At 54.0% G+C, this 20,876-nt stretch carries 20 protein-coding genes; 2 read left to right on the top strand and 18 right to left on the bottom strand.

The features are described from left to right. Position 1: 1 nt before the first annotated feature. From moaC to E1H14_RS06565, 7 genes are all read right to left on the bottom strand, one after another. Complete coding sequence (moaC, locus tag E1H14_RS06595; RefSeq protein ID WP_149390663.1) at positions 2-835, bottom strand: cyclic pyranopterin monophosphate synthase MoaC; 834 nt, start codon at positions 833-835, stop codon at positions 2-4. 45 nt (positions 836-880) lie between these two features. Continuing rightward, positions 881-2,182, bottom strand: coding sequence for a molybdopterin molybdotransferase MoeA (gene moeA, locus E1H14_RS06590; RefSeq protein ID WP_149390662.1), 1,302 nt, complete (start codon positions 2,180-2,182; stop codon positions 881-883). Next, the gene (mobB, locus tag E1H14_RS06585; protein WP_149390661.1) at positions 2,169-2,723 is read right to left on the bottom strand and encodes a molybdopterin-guanine dinucleotide biosynthesis protein B; all 555 of its coding nucleotides are present in this window, start codon (positions 2,721-2,723) and stop codon (positions 2,169-2,171) included. The genes moeA and mobB overlap by 14 nt, the downstream gene beginning before the upstream one ends. Before the next feature lie 98 nt (positions 2,724-2,821). Next, positions 2,822-3,397 carry a molybdenum cofactor guanylyltransferase MobA gene (mobA, locus tag E1H14_RS06580; RefSeq protein WP_160142033.1) on the bottom strand — a complete coding sequence of 192 codons (576 nt, stop codon included), beginning with the start codon at positions 3,395-3,397 and terminating at the stop codon, positions 2,822-2,824. A gap of 109 nt (positions 3,398-3,506) precedes the next feature. Beyond that, positions 3,507-4,139 carry an ABC transporter ATP-binding protein gene (locus E1H14_RS06575; protein WP_149390659.1) on the bottom strand — a complete coding sequence of 211 codons (633 nt, stop codon included), beginning with the start codon at positions 4,137-4,139 and terminating at the stop codon, positions 3,507-3,509. After that, positions 4,136-4,843: an ABC transporter permease gene (locus tag E1H14_RS06570; RefSeq protein WP_149390658.1), complete on the bottom strand. Its 708-nt coding sequence runs from the start codon at positions 4,841-4,843 to the stop codon at positions 4,136-4,138. Before E1H14_RS06570 ends, E1H14_RS06575 begins: the two co-directional genes overlap by 4 nt. Before the next feature lie 8 nt (positions 4,844-4,851). Beyond that, complete coding sequence (locus E1H14_RS06565) at positions 4,852-5,661, bottom strand: substrate-binding domain-containing protein (RefSeq protein WP_149390657.1); 810 nt, start codon at positions 5,659-5,661, stop codon at positions 4,852-4,854. Positions 5,662-5,928: 267 nt separating this feature from the next. Between E1H14_RS06565 and E1H14_RS06560 the strand changes: the two genes are divergently transcribed. Both E1H14_RS06560 and E1H14_RS06555 read left to right on the top strand, forming a co-directional pair. Then, complete coding sequence (locus E1H14_RS06560) at positions 5,929-7,347, top strand: sigma-54-dependent transcriptional regulator (protein ID WP_149390656.1); 1,419 nt, start codon at positions 5,929-5,931, stop codon at positions 7,345-7,347. After that, positions 7,344-9,404, top strand: coding sequence for a sensor histidine kinase (locus E1H14_RS06555; RefSeq protein ID WP_149390655.1), 2,061 nt, complete (start codon positions 7,344-7,346; stop codon positions 9,402-9,404). Before E1H14_RS06560 ends, E1H14_RS06555 begins: the two co-directional genes overlap by 4 nt. 9 nt (positions 9,405-9,413) lie before the next feature. On the opposite strand, the gene E1H14_RS06550 is transcribed toward E1H14_RS06555, so the two are convergent. The 11 genes from E1H14_RS06550 to E1H14_RS06500 form a co-directional block, all read right to left on the bottom strand. Continuing rightward, positions 9,414-10,628: a molybdopterin molybdotransferase MoeA gene (locus E1H14_RS06550; protein ID WP_149390654.1), complete on the bottom strand. Its 1,215-nt coding sequence runs from the start codon at positions 10,626-10,628 to the stop codon at positions 9,414-9,416. Between the two features lie 86 nt (positions 10,629-10,714). Beyond that, positions 10,715-11,239: a molybdenum cofactor biosynthesis protein B gene (gene moaB, locus E1H14_RS06545; protein ID WP_149390653.1), complete on the bottom strand. Its 525-nt coding sequence runs from the start codon at positions 11,237-11,239 to the stop codon at positions 10,715-10,717. A 2-nt stretch (positions 11,240-11,241) separates the two neighbouring features. Then, positions 11,242-11,571 carry a DUF1244 domain-containing protein gene (locus E1H14_RS06540; RefSeq protein ID WP_235017405.1) on the bottom strand — a complete coding sequence of 110 codons (330 nt, stop codon included), beginning with the start codon at positions 11,569-11,571 and terminating at the stop codon, positions 11,242-11,244. Positions 11,572-11,734: 163 nt separating this feature from the next. Further along, positions 11,735-12,730 (bottom strand): formate dehydrogenase subunit gamma, encoded by a 996-nt coding sequence (locus tag E1H14_RS06535; RefSeq protein ID WP_149390652.1) that lies wholly within the window; start codon positions 12,728-12,730, stop codon positions 11,735-11,737. Between the two features lie 2 nt (positions 12,731-12,732). After that, complete coding sequence (gene fdh3B / locus E1H14_RS06530) at positions 12,733-13,377, bottom strand: formate dehydrogenase FDH3 subunit beta (protein ID WP_149390651.1); 645 nt, start codon at positions 13,375-13,377, stop codon at positions 12,733-12,735. 63 nt (positions 13,378-13,440) lie between these two features. Next, positions 13,441-16,305, bottom strand: coding sequence for a molybdopterin-dependent oxidoreductase (locus tag E1H14_RS06525; RefSeq protein WP_149390650.1), 2,865 nt, complete (start codon positions 16,303-16,305; stop codon positions 13,441-13,443). A 27-nt stretch (positions 16,306-16,332) separates the two neighbouring features. Further along, positions 16,333-16,554: a twin-arginine translocation signal domain-containing protein gene (locus E1H14_RS06520; protein ID WP_149390649.1), complete on the bottom strand. Its 222-nt coding sequence runs from the start codon at positions 16,552-16,554 to the stop codon at positions 16,333-16,335. A gap of 248 nt (positions 16,555-16,802) precedes the next feature. Then, positions 16,803-17,441 carry a TorD/DmsD family molecular chaperone gene (locus tag E1H14_RS06515; RefSeq protein WP_149390648.1) on the bottom strand — a complete coding sequence of 213 codons (639 nt, stop codon included), beginning with the start codon at positions 17,439-17,441 and terminating at the stop codon, positions 16,803-16,805. A gap of 24 nt (positions 17,442-17,465) precedes the next feature. Continuing rightward, complete coding sequence (locus E1H14_RS06510) at positions 17,466-19,205, bottom strand: 4Fe-4S binding protein (RefSeq protein ID WP_149390647.1); 1,740 nt, start codon at positions 19,203-19,205, stop codon at positions 17,466-17,468. 153 nt (positions 19,206-19,358) lie between these two features. Further along, a complete protein-coding gene (locus tag E1H14_RS06505; protein ID WP_149390646.1) occupies positions 19,359-20,027 on the bottom strand; it encodes a DUF3306 domain-containing protein in 669 nt (222 codons plus the stop codon). After that, positions 20,020-20,511 carry a DUF3305 domain-containing protein gene (locus E1H14_RS06500; protein ID WP_149390645.1) on the bottom strand — a complete coding sequence of 164 codons (492 nt, stop codon included), beginning with the start codon at positions 20,509-20,511 and terminating at the stop codon, positions 20,020-20,022. The genes E1H14_RS06505 and E1H14_RS06500 overlap by 8 nt, the downstream gene beginning before the upstream one ends. Between the last annotated feature and the right edge of the window lie 365 nt (positions 20,512-20,876).

The following is a 20,876-nucleotide window of genomic DNA, read 5'->3' as shown; positions in this document are numbered from 1 at the left end:
ATTAACCTCCCGTCACCGGAGGGAAAAATGCCACTTCATCCCCTGCTTGCAGAGGATGCTCAAGATCGACCATCACCTGATTAACCGCCACCAGCAAACGTCTGGCGGTAAAGACTTCTTGCCAGCCGGGCTGCTGACTTAACCAATCGAGCAGTGCAGCAACGCTGGGACTCGTCAAGCGTGTAAGAGATACACTTAACTGATCACGCTCTAGACTCTCCCTCAGGCCGGCAAAGAAGCGCACCTCGAGTTCAGCAGCAGAGTTGGGAGTGGATTCAATTTCCGTACTCGCGGTTAAGGGTTGTATGCCTAGGGCAAGATCAGGATTGGCACTCAGACTCGCCGCTTGAGTGCCATAAGGATCAAAGCTCCAATCACCCGATTTACCGCCCGATTTTGCCAGGACACACAGATCGGTGATCTGCATCTGTTTATCGATCGCTTTACACATATCATAGATGGTTAAAGCCGCCACCGAGGCGGCAGTCAGTGCTTCCATTTCCACGCCCGTCTGACCGGATAAACGGCAAGCGGTGTAGATGCGCACACCCGGTAAAGTAAAATCCAACTCCAGCTCAACACTGACCTTGGTCAATAACAAGGGATGGCACAAAGGAATCAAATCCGGTGTGCGTTTCGCCGCTTGGATACCGGCAATACGCGCTGTCGCCAGCACATCACCCTTGGCCAACTTATCCTCGGCAATCGCCTGCAGCGTGGCACTTTGCATACGCACGCAGGCTTGTGCCTTCGCTTCACGAAAGGTGTTGTGTTTGGTCGACACATCGACCATATGCGCCTGACCGCGTTCATCTAAATGCGTAAATTGTGTCATGCCACCTCTTTTTGCCTTCTGACCTTTTTTGCCTTCTGACTCACTTTACAGAGCCGGATAACCAGGTAACCAACCACTGAAAGGATAAATACTGGCTTTATCTCCGGGCGCTAAGCTCGCGGTTTCCTCGGGAATTCGAATTAAACAATTACCTTGATGCATCGAAGTCAAAATACCGGAGCCTTGCGCACCCGTGCTACGAACCTCAAGCACACCTTCGGCATTCAGGCTGTAAATCCCCCGATGAAAATCACTGCGCCCTAAGCGACTCTTCATGCGCTCGGTGACCTTAGCACTCCAAGTTAAGCCCACCCAATCCGTCTCACCCTGCAAACGCCGAATTAAAGGCTGCAGAATCAACATAAAGGTGACTAACGCGGCGACAGGATTACCCGGTAGTGCGGCGAATAAACACGGCTCTTGCCCGGGTTCTGACCCCAGATCGCCAAAAGCAAAGGGCCGCCCTGGACGCACAGCCAACTGCCAAAAACCTGTTTGCCCGAGACGATTCAAAACACTGCGGATATGATCGGCCTCTCCCACCGATACACCGCCACTGGTGATCACTAAGCGGGCTTTGCTGCGCGCCACAGTAAGGGCCGCATGTATCGCTTGCGGATGATCGGGCAGGATACCTAAATCCATCACCTCACACCCCAACGCCTGCAGTACCGCCGCCAGGCTGTAACGATTGGAATCGTAAATCGCACCGGCTGTCAGTGGTTCACCCGGAGCAGACACCTCATCCCCCGTCGAAAAAAGCGCCACTTTTAAGGCTTGATGCACCTTAACCTTTTCAATACCAATCGAAGCCAGCAAACCCGCTTCAACCGGACCGATACGCTGACCGGCGTAGAGCACGGCCGAGCCCAAGGCGATATCCTCACCGGCCTCACGGATATGTTGCCCCGGTTGTACAGACTCTTGAAAGCGGATGATCAACTGATCCTCGACCCGCTCACACATCTCTTGCATGACCACCGTATCCGCGCCGGACGGCAAGCAAGCCCCCGTAGTGATCATCACGGCTTGGCCCGATCTTAACGGCCCTGTCCAAGGATGGCCGGCCAAGGACTCACCCACTAACTGCCAAGCTTCCAGATGATTTAAATCGGTGGACAGAATGGCATAACCATCCATCGCGGAATTACGTGCTGGGGGGACTGCAATTGGAGAGATCTGAGTTTCCGCCAGAATACGACCCTGGGCTTGCATCAAATCAACAAGTTCCGTCGGTGTTGGCGCGCTCGCTGCTGCCAGCACCAAACGTACACCCTCCTCCAAGCGCAGGGGGCGATTTCCCGAAGGGGTGACAAAATCAAAGCAGGATACATCAGCTGACGACATGATCGACTCCGCTGGGAAATTGACGGACAAACTCAAGCACCCAATCCTCAATGGCCTGCAGCTGGTTAATGTCCAAGACCTCAAGTGGGCAGTTGGACTGCTGGATTTGAGGTTGGTCACAAGCCAGTAGACGAATGTTGGGGTCTTGTGGCCAAAGTAGGGGTTTGCCTAACGCATGACGATGCAGTTCGATTTTGGCAAAGGCTTCAGCTTTAAACCCTTCCACCAACACCAGATCCAGCACATCAGGATCTAAATGCTGCAAAAGTGTCTGCAAGCGCGGTTCCTCGGCCCCAGGAGTTTCTGTCATTAACGCCCAACGCTGCGACGAGGCAATCAACATCTGGCTCGCACCGGCATGGCGCAGTTCATAGCTATCTTTTCCCGGCTGATCCACATCAAAGGCATGATGCGCATGCTTGATACAGGCAATCCTTAACCCCCGGGCTTGCAAGCGCGGTAAGAGTGCCTTGAGTAGGGTTGTTTTACCGGTACCACTCCAGGCGGCAAAACCCAGCAAGGGCCGGGGATACTGAATCATGACTGCCCGTCTCTTTATTTTGTTAGGCTGATTAAGCAAGCAGCATTCCTGGCCGGATGGAAAAAAACTCCTTTTTAGGGACAAAAACTCTGCAGGATTCAGTCCAATAGCTGTTCAGGGTAGTTAAAGTTATACAACTCATCAACGCTGAAGCTCACTTGCGCCATACCCTGGCTGGCATACCAACGATCCGGTTTACGTTCACCCTGCTCCAGCGCTTGCAGTAAGTTGGGCAGCACGCTGCGCTTGAGCAACACCACCATCGGTTGCAAACGATCACCGTCATCCGCCACCACGATAGCGCGACCGGAATTTAACGCCGCTTGCAGCAGACGACTGACCAGATCTTGCGGGATAAACAAACCATCACAAGGAACACAGAGCACCCACTCATGCTCAGCGGCACTGAGTGCCGTCGCGATCCCCATCAAAGGCCCTTGAAACCCCGTTTGCAAATCCTCGACCACCGGCACACCCAGAGCCTGATAAGCCGCTTGTGAGCGATTTGCATTGATAATCAGTTGATCGACCTGAGGGCGTAAACGTTCCAAGACATGCTGAATAAAGGGTTTATTTTGAAATTCGACCCAGCCTTTATCATGCCCGCCCATGCGCCGACCCTGACCACCGGCCAGGATCACACCGGTGACGCATTGTTTTTGATTCAAAGACATAGCGGTGCTCTCTTTAGTCCAATCTAAGTCAAATTTAAGTCCAATCGATGCAGGGTTAGCACCCAAGGCGAGCTCAACCCCCTCCACAAACCACTGTTTGAAGCTTCGACTAAAGCGCCTGAGGATGCAAGTCTCCATCCTGTAAAAGCCAAGTCTCCTGACACAGCGCACTCAGTTGTCCGCTTTGATGAGAGGTGAGCAAAATCGCGGCTCCAGCCGCTTGTAAGTGCTGGATCAACTCCAGCACCTGTATCGCCGAGCGGTCGTCTAAACTCGCGAGGGGTTCATCCAATAGCCAAACACAAGGCTGACTTAAACGCGCCCGCGCCATAGCTAAACGTTGACGCTCGCCCCCAGAAAGGGTGCGGGCAGGTTGATGGCGCTGCTCCGTTAACCCCGCCCAAGTCAAAGCCTCTTCGCGTTTGGCCTGCAAGGCCGCACGACTTAATCCCGACACCGGCACCCGCTGTAGATTCCTCCAAACACTGGTATCAAACATATAGGGTTGCTGGTGCAGATAACATACCCCCTTTCCTGGAGCCACGCTTTGCCCCAGCAACTCGACCCGCCCCTGCTCCAAAGGCAGCAAACCGGCCAACGTTTTTAACAAGGTGGTTTTACCACTACCATTATCACCACGCAGATAGATCAACTGCCCAGGCTGCACACTTAAACTGGGTATTCTCCACAGGAGACGTTGGCCAAAATGTTTGCTCAGATCTTCCGCCTTGAGGAGACTCATGTCTGGACACCCTGCACAGCACGGCCACGACTTAGCCCAACCAACAGATTTAATCCGAGTGCAAGTATCAACAAAACAATCCCCAAAGCGATGCCCTGCACATATTCCCCCTTAGTGGTTTCCAGAGCGATAGAGGTGGTGATCGTGCGGGTGTAACCTGCAATATTGCCCCCCACCATCATGGCACAGCCCACTTCCGCTACAATACGACCAAAAGCCGTGACCAAGGCCGCGAGAATGGCAAAACGCCCTTCTAGCGTCACCAGCCATAGGCTCTGCCAGCGTGAACAACCCAGACTACGTGCCGTTTCCCAGGCATGACGCGAGACGCCCTGATAAGCCGCGTGCAGCATGACTAGAAGCAAGGGAAACGCGATGAGCATCTGACCGATGATCATCGCGGGTTGAGTAAACAGCAGACGTAGATCGCCAAAGGGGCCGCTACGGGATAAGAGTAAAACGAGCAGGAGACCGATCACGACCGTAGGCACGGCTAAAAGGGCATTATTCAGCGTCACAATCAACCCATGCCCAGGAAAGCGCCAAAAGCTGAGGCAAAAAGCCAGGAAGAGCGCCGGGGGCAACGCCAAGATGAGCGCGGTCAAAGAGACACGAAAAGAGACCGCTATAATCTGCCAAAGCTCCGCATCACCCGACAACAACAGCAGAACCGCTGCCCAGGTGGCTTGTGATAAGGACTCCATGATCGCGCTTAGTTCTCCTGTGCCGAAGCAAAGAACAAAGGCTCACCGTCTACCTGGAAAGCATTAATCAAAGCTTGCCCAGTTTCTGAGACCAACCAATCTGAGAAGCGTCGTGCCTCATCAACCTGAACATGGGGGTGGCGCTCTGGATTGACCAGAATGACCTGATAAGAGTTAAACAGAGAAGGATCTCCTTGTAGCAACAGTTGATTATCCAGTTTGGCACGCATCGCCAACCAGGTGCCTCGATCCGTTAGGGTATAACCTTGCATCTCATCCGCAATCGACAGCACGCGCCCCATACCCTGACCCACGGCACGGTAGCCTGGGAAGGGTAGCGTCTGTTCAAGCGCCTGCCAATAACTTAACTCTTTGATGTGAGTGCCGGAGTCATCTCCACGTGAGACGAAAATTGCGCCTTGCAATACAATCCTGGCAAAGGCGTCTACCGCCGTCTGCTTCTGTGCGATACCGGCCGGGTCTTGAGCCGGGCCGACAATCACAAAATCATTGTACATCAAAGCCCTAGGTTCAATCCCATAACCTGCCGCAACAAATTCGGTTTCGGCTTCAGGCGCATGTGTCATCACCAAATCCACATCTCCATCCTGTCCTAAACGTAAGGCGGCTCCGGTTCCCACCGAGATCACCTGCACTTGGATGCCCGAGGCCTGCTCAAAATGTGGAAGCAGATAATCCAATAGACCGGAGTTGTAAGTACTGGTTGTAGTCGCTAAACGCAGTTGAGTTTGCGCCTGAAGATTGGAGCTTATGCAAAGAGCCAAGAGCAGACATAAGAGACCGAAGCGAAGCTTCATGGGCATTTCCTTTTATCGATTGTCATGGAAAATCTAGGCAGAGGTTCACTGCACTCAGTCTGATCAGCAAATACGAGTCCAGCTTTACCCGTGCAGCCGTCCAAGCTCACGAAACATCAGGGGTAACTGGCCCTATTTTGGGACAAAAAACTGGATACCTCGAGATTAAGACACTATGCTTGGGTCAAAAAGATACAAATATAAAAGCGAAGCGCGTCAAATCGACCCTGAGAGATGCGACTTCCTGTCCACTGTCTTGAGAATCCTATGAATACCAATGCTGATCTGAGTCTATGCCGTTCTGCGGCTGTTTTAGTCGTGGATGACGAGTCTGGCATGCGTAGCTTTTTGCAAAAAGCCCTGGAAAAACACTTTGGTCTGGTGGAAGTGGCCAGCAGTATTGAGCGGGCCGAAGAGATCCGCCGCCGCTGCCATTTTGACCTACTGATTGTCGATGTCAAACTGCCAGGGCGCTCGGGAATTGAATGGCATGAGGCGCTACAGGATCCGAATCGTCACAGTGATGTGATCTTTATGACCGCCTATGCCGAGCTGGATACCGCGATTCAAGCGCTACGTGCCGGAGCCGCCGACTTTATCCTCAAACCCTTTCGTCTGGAACAGATGATGAATGCGGTGCTGCGCGTGTTAAAGCGCCGCCAATTGGCACGTGAGAACTTTCTCTTGCGTCGTGAAGTCACACGCTATCTAGATGCCGACACCCCGATGCTGGGCGACAGCTCAGTGATTCAACGCCTAGAGGCGGTGATCACACGTGTGGCGCCTACGCCCTCTGCAGTGTTGATTGAAGGCGAATCGGGTACAGGTAAAGAGCTGGTCGCGCGCGCCCTGCACCAGCAATCCGGTCGAGAAGGCCCTTATGTGCCGGTCAATTGCGGGGCGATTTCACCGGAGCTCTTGGAAGCAGAACTCTTTGGGCACACCAAAGGCGCGTTTACCGGTGCCGATCGTGCGCGTGATGGACTCTTCACCTACGCCAGTGGCGGCACCCTCTTTCTGGATGAGATTGGCGAGTTACCTTTGGCCATGCAGGCTAAACTGCTGCGCGCCCTAGAGCAGAAAAAGATTCGCCCAGTCGGCAGTGAGCGTGAGATTCCTACTGATGTTCGTATTCTGGCCGCGACGAATCGCAAACTCAGCGATGAAGTCAAACAACACAACTTCCGTGAAGACCTGTTTTTCCGTTTGAATGTACTCACCCTCACCCTCCCGCCCCTAAGGGAACGGGCAGAGGACATCCCGCAGTTGGCGCATTATTTCTCACGCAAGCTTTCCAGTGACCTCGGCTTGCCCGCCGTACCCTTTAGCCATGAAGATTTGCGCGCCATGCAAAGCCATTCCTGGCCAGGCAATATTCGTGAACTGAAGAACTTTATTGAACGCTGTATCTTGCTCGGACACCTGCCGCTGGATGAACTGCGTACCCCTGAACTCGGTGCCCAGGCTCACGCCGCTTATCCAAGCTGCTGGCCGTTAGAGGAGGTCGAGAAGCGACATATCCTGCGTGTACTGGAGGTGTGTGAGGGCAATAAATCCGCTGCCGCTCGGCAACTGGGCATCGCTCGTAAAACGCTCGATCGTAAACTGGCCGGTTGGCAAGAAAGCGCAGAGACTTCTGAGCTGGACAAGTCGCTTGATCACGATGAGCTTGAGCGCCTGGCATGAGTTTAAGCTGGCGACAATCGGTGCGTGGGCGCCTGGTATTCTTGATCCTGACGCCCATTCTGCTAACCCTCCTGGCGCTCATTGCCCTCACCACCTACTGGACACGCACCTATACCGACCGACAGCTGTATATGAAGGTCGCCTCGGATCTTGCAGTGGCACGCAGCACCCTGCAACTGATGCAGGAGCGCCAGCTCGAACATCTGCATTTTCTTGCTCAAGCCTTTGAGCTCACTGAGCTGGATAGTGCCACTCTGGCTCGCTGGCAGGAGGTCTATGGGTTGGATTATTTACGCCTTTTGCCCAGCAGCGCACAGCACTCTTTAACCAGTAGCCTACCCAGTAGCGCAGAGCGCTTGCACACACAGCTGCAGGCTGGGGAAGCCTTACGCGGTTTGTCGGTGCTCTCGGCACAAGAGCTGGCGAGTGAATTTCCACACCTGGTTGCGGCGGCACGGGTCGAGATTCTGGATACCCCACGTGCGCGCCCAAGTGATGCACGAGAGGAAACACGAGCTATGTTTGTGCGTAGCCTCTACCCGCTGCGCGATGCTCAGGGTGAGGTTCAAGCTTGGTTAGATGCCGGCGTACTGATGAACCACAACCTAGAATTTGTCGATCAAATTCGAGATCTGGTTTATGGCCGCGATGCCCTACCTTCGCGTGGCATCGGCACCGTCACGCTATTTCTCGACGAAGTGCGCATCAGTACCAATGTACCGCGCCACTTAGAGGATGAGGATTTTATTCGGGCCATCGGCACGCGCATTTCAGCGGATGTAGCCGTGCGCGTGTTAGATCAACAAGCCGTTTGGTTGGATCGTGCCTTTGTCGTCAGCGATTGGTTTATCAGCGCTTATGAACCCCTCTATGATCTGCAAGGTGAGCTGATCGGCATGCTCTATGCGGGCTTCTCGGAAGGCCCCTTCGTTGAGATGTATCGAAAAACGCTCGGCGAACTGGGCATCACCCTTCTGCTGATTCTGCTGGTGTCGGCGGTGCTGGTCTGGCGTAGTGCCTATGCGCTGTTTGCCCCGATCCGTCACATTCACCGCTCGGTGCTCGCCGTGCAAAGCGGTGATAGCTCGGTGCGCATCGGGCCGCTGAAGCATCAGGATGAGTTGGCCCTCTTAGCTCAAGAGTTTGACTCCATGCTGGATGAGCTGGATGCACGCCAAGAACATATTCGCCAAGCCGCTGAGCGTTTAGAACAAAAAGTCACAGAACGTACCGCCAGCTTGCAAGAAAAAACCGCTGAGTTAGAAGCCTCGATCGAGCTGTTAAAAGCCACACGCGCCGAACTCTTTACGAAAGAGAAACTCGCCGTATTAGGGGAACTCACGGCCGGAATTGCGCACGAGATTAACAACCCGGCTGCGGTCATCCTCGGACACATGGATCTTTTACTGGCCGAATTAGGGGAAGACGCCCAGCCTGTTCAGGAAGAGATCGATACCGTGATCGAGCAGGTCTATCGTATTCAAGCCATTATCAACAATCTGCTGCAATACTCACGCCCTGGACAGATGATCGATCAACTGCACCAAATGGAGGTCAATCGGGTGGTGAAGGATACCCTAAGCCTGGTACGCCATGCGCTCGAGAAAAAGGGTATCCAGGTGTTGGAGTCTTACCAAGCCCAGGGTGAGATTGAAGGGAATCGCCAGCAATTACAGCAGGTACTGGTGAATCTGCTGCTGAACGCAGCCCATGCGCTCCCCGAACAGGGCGGTGAGATTCGTCTCTCCACTCAGCCCTGGTTGAGTAAAACAGGCACAGAAGGTGTGGAGATCTGTGTACAAGATAATGGCTGTGGAATGCCTGCAGAGGTCGCCGCACGTATTTTTGAGCCCTTTTACACAACGCGTGAAAATGGCAATGGCCTCGGTCTCTCAATCAGCCAGTCGCTGGTTAGGCGCTATGGTGGAGACCTGTGTGTCGAATCTAAGTTAGGGGTCGGCAGTCGCTTTTGTATCCACTTGCATCGACAAGCCCAGATCAACCCGGAAGATGAGGCCACCATGCAACAACTGCTTTCCGGGTTAGGGGTCGTTTAAACCTGCGGCTTAAAGCAGAAAAAACGTCACCCGATCACCGGGCTGCACGCACTGGCCTGGCGGAATCACGGCCAAGGCATTGGCCCAGACCACGGAAGTCAGGACGCCTGAGTTTTGGTTGGCAAAAGCTTCGAGCTGCCAAGCCTGATCGCGCCAAACGGCTTGCACCCTGAGGTATTCCTGGCGTATCTCGGTCCGTGTGCGGAACTGTGCTATCCCCTGCAACAGCCTTGGCGACTCAGGTGTCGCACCACTCAGCTGTTGCACCGCTGGGCGCACAAACACCTGCGCCCCGACATAGGTGGACACAGGATTGCCCGGTAACCCAATAAAAGGGGTTTGGCCTATATACCCAATCGCTAGAGGCTTGCCAGGTTTCATCGCCAACCGCCAAACCTCGAGCCCTCCCAACGCCTCAACAGCGGGCTTGATATGATCTTCTTCACCCACCGAGACTCCACCGGTTGAGATAATCAGATCCGCTTGCTGAGCCGCTGCGGTCAAGGCTTGGCAAGTCGCCGCGAAGCTATCCTCCACCGGCTGCACACTCACCACTTCCGCCCCCCACTCGCTTAATAATCCCTGTAACAGAGGCGCATTGGAGTTGTAGATCTGCCCCGGTGCCAGCGCTTGCCCAGGGCTGACCAGCTCATCGCCTGTGGACAAAATCGCCACTCGCACAGGTCGGTAGACCTCCACCTCAGCCCAACCAATACTGGCCAACAAACCCAGATGACGCGCATCCAAACGTACCCCTGGAGTCAGCAGAGTGGTGCCCGCTACCACATCCTGCCCGGCACGACGGATATTATTTCCAGGTACCAGGTCGGCTGGAAACAGAATATCTTCAAAGGCCGTTAGGCTGATTTTTTCCTGCATCACCACCGTGTCTGCTCCTGCGGGAATGGGAGCTCCAGTAAAGATCCGTGCACAGGTGCCCGGTAATAATGGTTGCGGCGCTTGACCGGCGGCCACACGCTGACTCACCGGTAAGGGGCCAGGCGCATCACTGACACGTAGGGCATAACCATCCATCGCGCTATTGTCACAGGGCGGGACATCCAGTTCCGCCTGAACGGCCACGGCCAAAACCCGCCCCAGGGCTTGTGACAAAACGCAAGTTTCACGGACGCGAGAGGTGCTGCTATTGCTGTTCTGCAGGCTCTCAAATTGCGCCAGCATCGCTTGCAGCGCCTCATCAACTGGACGCAGTGGCTTAGGCATAGTCACCCTATTAGGCCTCTCAAGATTGGCGAATGTAGGAAATCAAACAGCCCCATAAATGCGATCAAGCCCTCACAACATGGCGCTTATACACTGTGTAGCTGCTTGCCATGCAGGAGGATACCAACAAAGTTGCAAGGTTTATGTCGGCTATCAAGCTGTTCAGCCAAAATCCCCTTCCAGGCCGTCTTACAGGCACCGGTCGAACCCGGCAAACAAAAGATCGCAGTACGATTGGCTAAACCGGCCAGCGCGCGTGATTGTACGGTGGAAGAGCCCACTTCGGCATAAGAAAGTTGACGGAAGAGTTCACCAAAACCTTCAATCTCGGTATCAAACAGCGGACGCATCGCTTCCGGGGTGGAATCCCGACCGGAAAAGCCAGTACCGCCCGTGGTTAAAATCACCTGCACTTCAGGATCGGCAATCCATTGGCTGACCTGAGCACGCATCTGATAGATGTCATCGGGAATCAACTCACGTGCCACCAACTGATGCCCTGCTGCGGTTAACAGCTGCTCGAGCGTATCGCCGGAACGATCCTCTGCCAGCGTCCGGGTATCGGACAGTGTCAGCACCGCAATACGTAAAGAGATCGCTTCCTGAGTCATGTTCAAGCCCCCTGCTGGGCTTTTTTTGCGGCTTCACGTGCGGCAAAGGCAGCCAACTGTGCTTCGGTTGCTGGAGCTTGGTAAAGATCTTTCCACTCACTATAAGGCATGCCATAAACATGCTCACGTGCCGCTTCGTAATCCCAGTCTAAGCCCCGCTCTTGCGCCGCAGCGACTAACCACTTGGCCAGGCAGTTGCGGCAAAAATCCGCCAGAATCATCAGATCAATATTCTGCACCTCTTTATTAGCATCCAAGTGGGCTAACAGATGGCGAAAGGCAGCGGCTTCAAGTTCCGTCTGGGTTGCAACATCAAAAGGCATCTTAGACATGGCAGATCTCTCATCGCAGAAGGTGAACAGGCCAGAAGGCCTTAAGAAGTTTAAAACTGAATCCCATTATAACCAGAGGCTCAGCAAAAAAACCTGGCATAGGGTTGGAAAAAAGCAGCGGATCAAGGGTGAGGATCACCGCTGCGTTAAAGTGAAGGGTTTGCTAGGGTAAGTCTTTACCCTTGACCTCGGCATACCAAAGATCATGGTGTTGTTTGGCCCAGGTTTCATCAACATAACCCGTTTTCATACCTTCCAAGGCGCCTTCCGTACCGAGGGTGCCTATGTAGATATGTCCAAACGAAGCGGCCAGCAGAATCAAGGAGGCCACCGCATGGATCACCAGGAACAACTGCATGGTTTCACGCGATTGACCAAAGTTTGGAAAATCCAAGACAAGACCGGAAGCCACCACCGTCAAACCGACCAGTACAATCATCCAGAACCAGACCTTCTCGCCACCGTTCAGATAACCGGCTGAAGGATGCGCTTTACCGATGATACCACCGCCTCTGAGGAACCACTTAAGATCGGTCAGGTTAAAGAAGTTATGCTTTAACCATTTGACGATCATCGCCACAACCCCAAGTGCAAACAGAGGACCGAGATAGTTGTGGATGTTTTTCGCCGCATTCATCCAAGCCGCCCAAACACTGGTCGGCAGGATCGGTTGCAAAAACCACTTGGCGTATAAAATCGACAAGCCGGTGAGCCCCAAAATGATGAACAAAGACGCCACATACCAATGAATGGTTCTGTCCCAGCGTGTCCAACGCTCAATCTTACGACCACTGCGTGGATGCGCCAGCTTGATCTGCCCGACCAGCAGATAAAAGCCCAACAACGCAACCAGCGTGCCGCCGAGCGCTATGGCGCCTCCCGGCGAAATCCATTGGTTACGCAGTTGTCGCCAGCGCTCGCCCTCCGTCATGATCAGAGTGTCGGCACCCGGACTGCGCGAAGTCGTGCGCCCCGTCACCCCTTCCACCGCATCACGCCAGAAATCTGGCGTGGTACCGGGCATGGATTGCAGTGCTTCACGACGCGGATCGGCCGCACTCTGCCCCCAGGCACTCAAAGGCAGACTGAACAGACAGAGCAGCAGCAGATAGAGCCAGGGTTTGGACTGCCCTGGATGGGATATCCATAAGGCGTTCATACTCAGGCTCTCTGGGTTGCGTCATAGGCCAGATCAGCGGCTTGCTGAGCCAGCTGTTCATTTTCCGCCGCTTCATGTTCCACCGCACTCCAAGCGGAGTTGCGATGCCCACGATACACCACACGCTCACGGAAGATATCCGCCACCTCTTGTGCATCTCCCGCCAGCAGCGCTTTGGTCGAGCACATTTCGGCACACAAAGGCAGCTTGCCTTCACGCAGACGGTTGGCGCCATATTTCTGCTCTTCCAGAACTGGATCACTCTCAGGTCCACCGGCACAGAAGGTGCACTTGTCCATCTTGCCACGCGCACCAAAGGCGCCCTGTTTCGGGAACTGAGGGGCGCCAAACGGGCAGGCGTAGAGGCAGTAACCACAACCGATACACGCATCTTTGTTATGGAGGATGAGGCCGTCTTCAGTGGGGTAGAAGCAGTCGGTCGGACACACCGCCATACACGGAGCATCGGAACAGTGCATACAGGCAACGGAGATAGACACTTCTTTGCCAATCTCACCATCGTCCAGGGTCACCACGCGGCGACGTTGTATGCCCCATTCCGTTTCATTGGCATTTTTACACGCGGTGACACAGCCGTTACATTCGATACAGCGCTCTGAGTCACATAAAAATTTCATACGAGCCATGGAGTTTCTCCTCACGAGCAGAGAGTGTCGACTCTCTGCCCTGCTGGGTTATTTTTTGTGGGTTCAGGCCGCTTTCTCGATACGGCAAACGGTACACTTAGTTTCCTGCATGATCGTCACTGGATCATAGCCATAGGTGGTCACGGTGTTCACCGCTTCCCCTAAGACATAAGGATCACTGCCCTCTGGGTAACGACTGCGCAGATCTTCACCTTGGAATTCCCCCCCGAAGTGGAAAGGCATAAAGGCAACATTACGATCCACACGATTGGTCACCAGAGCTTTGACACGCACACGCCCCCCTTCAGGACCATAGACCCAGACATCATCACCATCAGCAATGCGCAGGGTGTTGGCATTAAATGGATTGATCTCAACAAACATGTCTTGTTGCAGCTCCGCCAACCAAGGGTTAGAACGTGTTTCATCGCCGCCCCCTTCATACTCCACCAAACGACCTGAAGTCAGAATGATCGGGAACTCAGCGGAGGTATCGCGTGCCTGGATCGACTTATACAGCGTTGGCAAACGATAGAGAGACTCAAAGTCATCCCAAGTCGGATAGCTTTCCACCAGATCACGGCGTGTGGTGTAGAGGGGTTCACGGTGTTTTGGAATCGCATCCGGGAAGGTCCAGACGATGGTGCGGGCTTTGCCATTACCAAAGGGCGCACACCCGTGTTTGATCGCCACACGCTGAATGCCGCCCGACAGATCGGTTTTCCAGTCCTTACCTTCGGCGGACTGTTTCTCTTCTGCCGTGAGATCATCCCACCAGCCCAGTTGCTGCAGCAGTGCGGCCGTGAACTCAGGATGACCATCTCCAATTTCGTTACCAACAGGTGCAGAGCCTTCAGCCAAGAGGGTTTGACCGTTACGCTCAACCCCAAAGTTGGCACGGAAACCCAGGCCACCGTCTTTCACCGGCAAACTGGTGTCGTAAAGCACATGCGTCCCTGGGTGTTTCATCTCTGGGGTACCCCAGCAAGGCCAAGGCAGCCCGTAGAAATCGCCATGCGCCTCAGTGCCGACGGCACGCAGGCTGACAAAATCAAAGGCATGCCAGTTTTCTTGATGATACTTAAGACGCTCAGGGCTCTGACCGGTATAACCGATCGTCCACATACCCCGGTTGTATTCACGGACAATATCCTCAATCAAAGGCTCATTGCCATTGACCTGAATATTTTTGAAGACCTGATCGGCAATCCCCACTTTTTTCGCCAGCAGGTACATGATTTCGTGATCCGGTTTCGATTCAAAATGGGGCTCGATGACTTTCGAACGCCATTGAATTGAACGGTTCGAGGCCGTGACCGAACCATAGGTTTCAAACTGTGTACAAGCCGGCAACAGATACACACCGTCGGTACGATCATTCATCACCGCCGCCACTGTCGGATAAGGATCAACGATGACCATCATCTCCAGCTTTTTCATCGCTTCACGCATTTCAGGACCACGCGTCTGCGAATTGACGGCATGCCCCCAGTAGAACATGGCACGGATATTATCCTTTTGCGCCATCTTCTCTTTATCTTCGAGCACCCCATCGATCCAGCGGGAAACGGTGATGCCGTTGGTGTGCATAGGTTTGCCACCACGGTACTCGTTCGGATCAAAGCGGTTTTGAATCCAATCAAAATCGACGCCCCACACCCCAGCCCAATGACGCCAAGCGCCTTCAGCCAAACCGTAGTAGCCCGGTAGAGAATCGGACAGGACACCAAAGTCGGTTGCACCTTGCACGTTGTCATGGCCACGGAAGATGTTGGCCCCGCCACCGGACTTACCGATGTTGCCCAACGCCAACTCTAGGATGCAGTAAGCACGGGTGTTGTTGTTGCCCGTGGTGTGTTGAGTTCCGCCCATACACCAGATGACACAACCTGGACGATGATCAGACAGGAGTTTAGCCGTCTGATACATGGTTTGTTCATCCACGCCGGTGATGTTCTCCACCACTGAAGGCGGGAATTGTTTAACCTCTTCGCGGATCTCATCCATGCCGTAAACACGCTGTTCGAGATAGCGTTTGTCTTCCCAGCCGTTGGCAAAGATATGCCACAACAGACCCCAAATATAGGCGACATCGGAGCCTGGACGAATCCGCACATACTGCGTCGCTTTCGCCGCTGTACGGGTATAACGCGGATCCGCGACAACGATTTTGCAGTTATTACGCTCTTTGGCGATCAACACATGCTGCATGGATACAGGATGCGCCTCGGCGGCATTGGAACCGATAAACAGCATCGACTTGGAGTTCTGCATGTCGTTGTAGCTGTTGGTCATGGCACCATAACCCCAGGTATTGGCGACACCTGCCACCGTTGTCGAGTGACAGATACGCGCCTGGTGCTCTACGTTGTTGGTACCCCAGAGGGAAACCATTTTGCGGAACAGATAAGCCTGCTCGTTGTTAAACTTAGCCGAGCCTAACCAAAAGACAGAATCCGGGCTGGAAGTCGCACGAATCGATTCGATCTTATCGCCGATTTCATCGATGGCTTGTTCCCAAGACAGTTTCTTCCATTTGCCACCTTCCAGCTTCATCGGATATTTCAAACGACGTGTGGAGTGGCCGTGGTAACGCAAGGCCGCACCCTTGGCACAATGGGCTCCCTTGTTGATCGGATGATCAAAGGCAGCTTCCTGATAGGTCCACACCCCCTGTTGGACATGGGCATAAACACCACAGCCCACCGAACAGTGGCTACAAATTGTCCGTTTAATTTCCACCGGCGCATTGGATTTAGGTGTCGCCGCTTCGACCGGACGAATCATCGATTGGCCCAATAAACCACTGGCCGCAATGCCCCCAGCGGCCAGTGTGGAGCCTTTTAAGAAGGAACGGCGGCTCACGCCAAAACGCTGCCCAGCGCTCTGCCCGACCGCCTGTTCACTTATTTTCTTCTTCAGACGCATGGTGATCCCCTTGATTCTGATGCTGTCTTAGCGACAACTGGCGTAATAAGCACGAATATGATCGGTTTCGTGGTAACCCTCGGCCGTTTCCGGCTGCGCTAAGGTCACCGGCTCACTGCCAGCAACCGCGACACCGGCACTCGCTGCGGCGCCCGCCGCTGTCGCCAGGGCCACACCTTTCAGAAACTGACGGCGACCTGACAGGTCCGTATCCGTTAAGGGGGTGGATTCTTTTTGTGATTCAGTCATCTTATTTATCCTCATCTACAGGCTGCACCCTGACTCGGGTTGCTCGGCAACGCTTTCCTAAGACTTCAGAGCAAGCGCTAGGCCAGATTTCGGCTCAGCATCCGCCGCGAAAAACACCTCAAAATCCGTGGTTTTAAGCCTGTTGACTGGGGAGTGGGTCATTCTGACCTAGGGTGTTTACAAGAGCGGGACAAAAAAACAGCGCCAAGGGCGCTGCGAGTGGAAAGTTTTCTAAAGATCTTAAGCAGTTAGTGTTCTCTTAGGCGCACACTCTGAGTGGTCGCATTACGGGCACAAAGTGCCAGAGTTTCATCTTGAATAAACGCCTGACCCAACAAGGCGACAGCATGGTAAAAAAGTGCTGAAGGGGCTTTGGCCATATCCTGGAATAAAGCACCCGCCCAGGCGTGTAAATGGCGTTGAAAAAAGACAGCCTGACGCTCAAGACTGGCCCCCTGCAAAATCAGCAGGCTCATCACCTCCAGCAGCGCAGCAATATGATCTTCTGGTTCTTTCACCCCTTCTTCACGGGCAAATCCCAACAGCTCTAGATCTTCACGCAGTTCTATTAAAGGCGCCTCCATTAAAGAACCGGTAAGATACCAGGAGGCAAAGGGCGTTAATTCACCCTGCCCCAGACCGATAAATAAGGTGACATACTCATCTTCCAGCAGCTGCGGTTGGCAACGTTGTGCCGACAGTTTGAGCATCTGCCAAGCAGTCGCCATCTCCGAATTATCTTCCGGCTCCAGCTCTAAACCCGCCAAAAACTCCAGCAATTCAGTGGCCGGCGCTTGCCGGCATAAAGCGGCTAAGAGCGCATAAATATCGGCACGCAAGGCATCGTCATCTGACAGGGTGGCCGCCATGGGCATCAACAGATTCATTAGGGTTCCTTCTCAGCAAAGGGGTTACAAACGTAGCTGCGCTTCTGGATCGAGCGCCAATTCACGATAGGTGTCACGTACACGGCAATCACCACACATCTGCAAGCGCTTCGCAGCCTCACCCTGGAAGTAGGCATGGTCCTGCAGTTTGCCAAGGATTTTGTCGATGGTGCTGCGCGTCGCAAAGGGCACCCCACACTGAATACAATGGAAAGGCTCCTCCTCTTTCAAGGTGCGTGGCTCCGCGCGCACACCGGCAGCCGGTGCAAAACGCGCCTCTAGACGGATGGCTTTTTCAGGGCATGCACTCTGGCACAAGCCACACTGCACACAATCACCTTCGATAAAACTGAGCAATGGCTGCGCCGGATCGGGGTTACGTAACGCTTGCGTCGGGCAGATGGCGACACAACTCATACATAGGGTACAGGCATCACTGTCCAGCAGAACCTGACCATAAGGACTCTTTGCGGGCAAAGACACCGGTTCCGCCACCGGATTGCCCTGCTCATACAGGTGATCCAGCGCTTGATTCAGCAGACTGCGTTTACCGTCGTAAATTAGACTCTCGGCCACGTCTAGGCTCGGATGCTGCAAAGAGGTCAGAACAGAGGGTAGAGATTCTGTTAAAACTTCCTGCTCAAGCAGCTGGATGCGCTGAGTCGCATGACCCAAAGCTTGAAGCAGCGCTTGTGCGCTCTCGACCTCACGCGTTAATAATTGACGTAGCGATTCCGGGGTGGAGGCATCGATTAAAATACCTACGGCAGAACTGCCCAGCGCCAAGGCTGACATCCAGATCTCGATCCCTAGGGTGGCCGCTTCCTCTTGCGCCCAGGGCAAAAGCTGGCCGGGGAGTTGCTCAAGATTTAGGGGAGTCGATTCTGCATGGATCAGCAACACGGGCGCTTCGCCCCCCAAACGCCGGTACTGCAACAGGTAATCACTCAGACGCTGAAGTTGATGCTTGGGCTGGGGGAGCTGAAAACTCAAGGCACCGGTCGGACAGGCAGTGGTGCAGCTGCCCGCACCATGACAAAGGTGGGTATCCACTTCAATGATAAAGTCATGGCTATCGGTGCGGTTGTGACTGCTCAAGGCATCCGCCGGACACACGTCCAGACAGCGCGTACAGCCCATTTTACCGCGATCGGCATGCGCGCAGAGATCATGATTGACCTGCACATAAATCGGCTTATCAAATTCGCCGGTCAGCTCCGCGATTTCATTCAAAGCCTGATGCAGAGACTGTTGATCTGCGGCGACATGAAAATAACCGGGGGGTGACAGCTCCGCCTTCAGGCAAGGGATTGCACTCAGATCCAGCACTAAATCAAAAAATGGCTGACCGATTAGAGCCTCGGCTAGATCGAGAATTTCTCCCTGCGGTGTGCGTACCTGCAACTGAAAAGCACCCAGCCAACCACTTAACTGCTGCAAGGGCAGATAGATCGGCTGCAGATTAGGCGCAGCCGCCAGCGCTTTCTCTAGATGTGCTTCGTCCTGGGAGGTCACTTCACCCTGCGCCAGTAGCGTGATGGATGCCACCTGTTGCACCTGGGCCGCGACTAAGCGCCCCAGATCTTCAGGGGCAATAATTAGCAGATGCCCACGACTTTGATAGGTGACGGCGGCCTGACTATTGAGCAGCAAAGGGGGCAGAGCATTCATCGCCAGCCGACGTGCCACCTGATTAGCTTCTTCACGTGCCTGTGGATTATGTAAAGGGATCTGCTGGCTAGCGGGGGGTTGATTCATGGACATAGGGTGCTGGCTCGCCTGGTTAAAAGAGTCATGGGCTGGATGCCGTGGTGATCCTTCCTGTTAAGCAAGAGCGAAGCCAGATCATGACTGAACTCAGGGAAAGAATCACCGTTAAAATCCAAGTCATGGCGTGAAAAACACCAAGATGCTGATTCATTTTGTCTCAGAAGGCCGATCGCTCTCCGCTGCTTGCCCAACCTCCTTGGGGCTTTCATCTGCCGCCGAATCAAGCGCAACGGATGGCTCCTCAGACGCTTGTGGAGAGTTGGGAGCAGAGGTTTGATTCGGCGCTTTGGCAGATGAACCCGAGGCGTCCTCAAGCATCTCAGTGCAGCTTTCTTGCACAGAAGCACGCGCTTGATCCATCGCCTCCTGCATCTGTCCACTCGCCCAGCGTCGGAGTTGATCGGCTGCGCCGACCAATTTTTGTGGCTGAGAATAATCCAGAGCATAGTCATCCAGCGGATCACGCACGTTAAATTCCGGTTGATGAAACAGTCTGCGCAGCGCCTGACGCCGCAACTCCGCCGAGACGCCGGATGAGAAAAACATGGAGACATCACTGCGTGCATGCAAGCTGTCTAGATCTGGCATATCGGCATCCGTGAGCACGCGGGAGACTGCTTCCTCTTCCTGAACAGTGGTTTCATCTAAAGCCGATTCATCCAAGCCGCTTGTTTCTAAACCACTTGCAGGCAGGCTGGACTCAGACGCAAACGATTCGCTACTCACCTCAACTGGCAGCAGAGGCTTTTCCAAGACTTCCGATTCTTTGACGGCCTGTTTGCGCCTTGACCAGCGCTGCAAAAAGCTTTCAGTCATCGGCTCGATTTCCTGTGGCCGCAGAGGCGCGAGTGGCTTGCGTGCGCAAACGCCGACGTCCGGCTTTCGGATCTTCAACCTCACCGTGATGCGCCATAAAGCGCTCCATCCACGCCGCGATCGGTGCTGGCAAAGGGATACTTAAAACAGGTTGATTGGCGTCCATATAATCTGCCGCTACATCCTGGCAGACGGTCAGTTTACGCGCACACATCTGCCCCGGTGCCACCTCTTCACAGACTACAAATAAACGTGGATTTTCCGCACTCAAATTAAAACGATAGGCCATACGCTCATCACGCCAGAGCTGTAACCACAGACAGACTGCCTCTTCCGCTGGCAAGGGCTGAATGCTGAGTTCCGCCACACTCCAGCTGATTGAAGGCCAGCCACGCGACCGTGTTTCATGCTTGTGCAAACGTAACCACAAAGGCCAAAGATCAAGGCTCGGCTCTTGCGGCTTAGCCAAGACTGAATTCGACATACTCCCTCTCTCCCCTTGCCAGACCGACTCAGGCGCTCTGAGGATGCAACCTGATTTTACAGAGTCTATGCAATCTCTATGCGCAAAAGCCTCTGAGCCAGCGAAAAGCGTCCAAAAGTTGGCGGCCACTGGGTTGGCTCATGCAGCCTAGCCAAAACTTTCTTAATCCTGACAGATTTAGGCGAGTCATTTCATCCCAACCCCAACGTCAGGTGAGTCATTTTGTCCCTGTTTTTTAGCGGCACGGGCCTATCAACGCCGAGAACACGCCTCTTGGTAACTGGTACACTTGTTGCTCCGTAAGTTGAAAAGCTTGACCAACATAGGCTCACTGCCGGTGCGCGCTGAGTGTCTTATTCAAGCTA

This window comes from Nitrincola tapanii (assembly GCF_008368715.1).
Classification (GTDB): Bacteria; Pseudomonadota; Gammaproteobacteria; order Pseudomonadales; family Balneatricaceae; genus Nitrincola; species Nitrincola tapanii.
The sequence above is the reverse complement of the archived record's forward strand: the minus strand, read 5'-3'. Positions and strand labels throughout refer to the sequence as shown.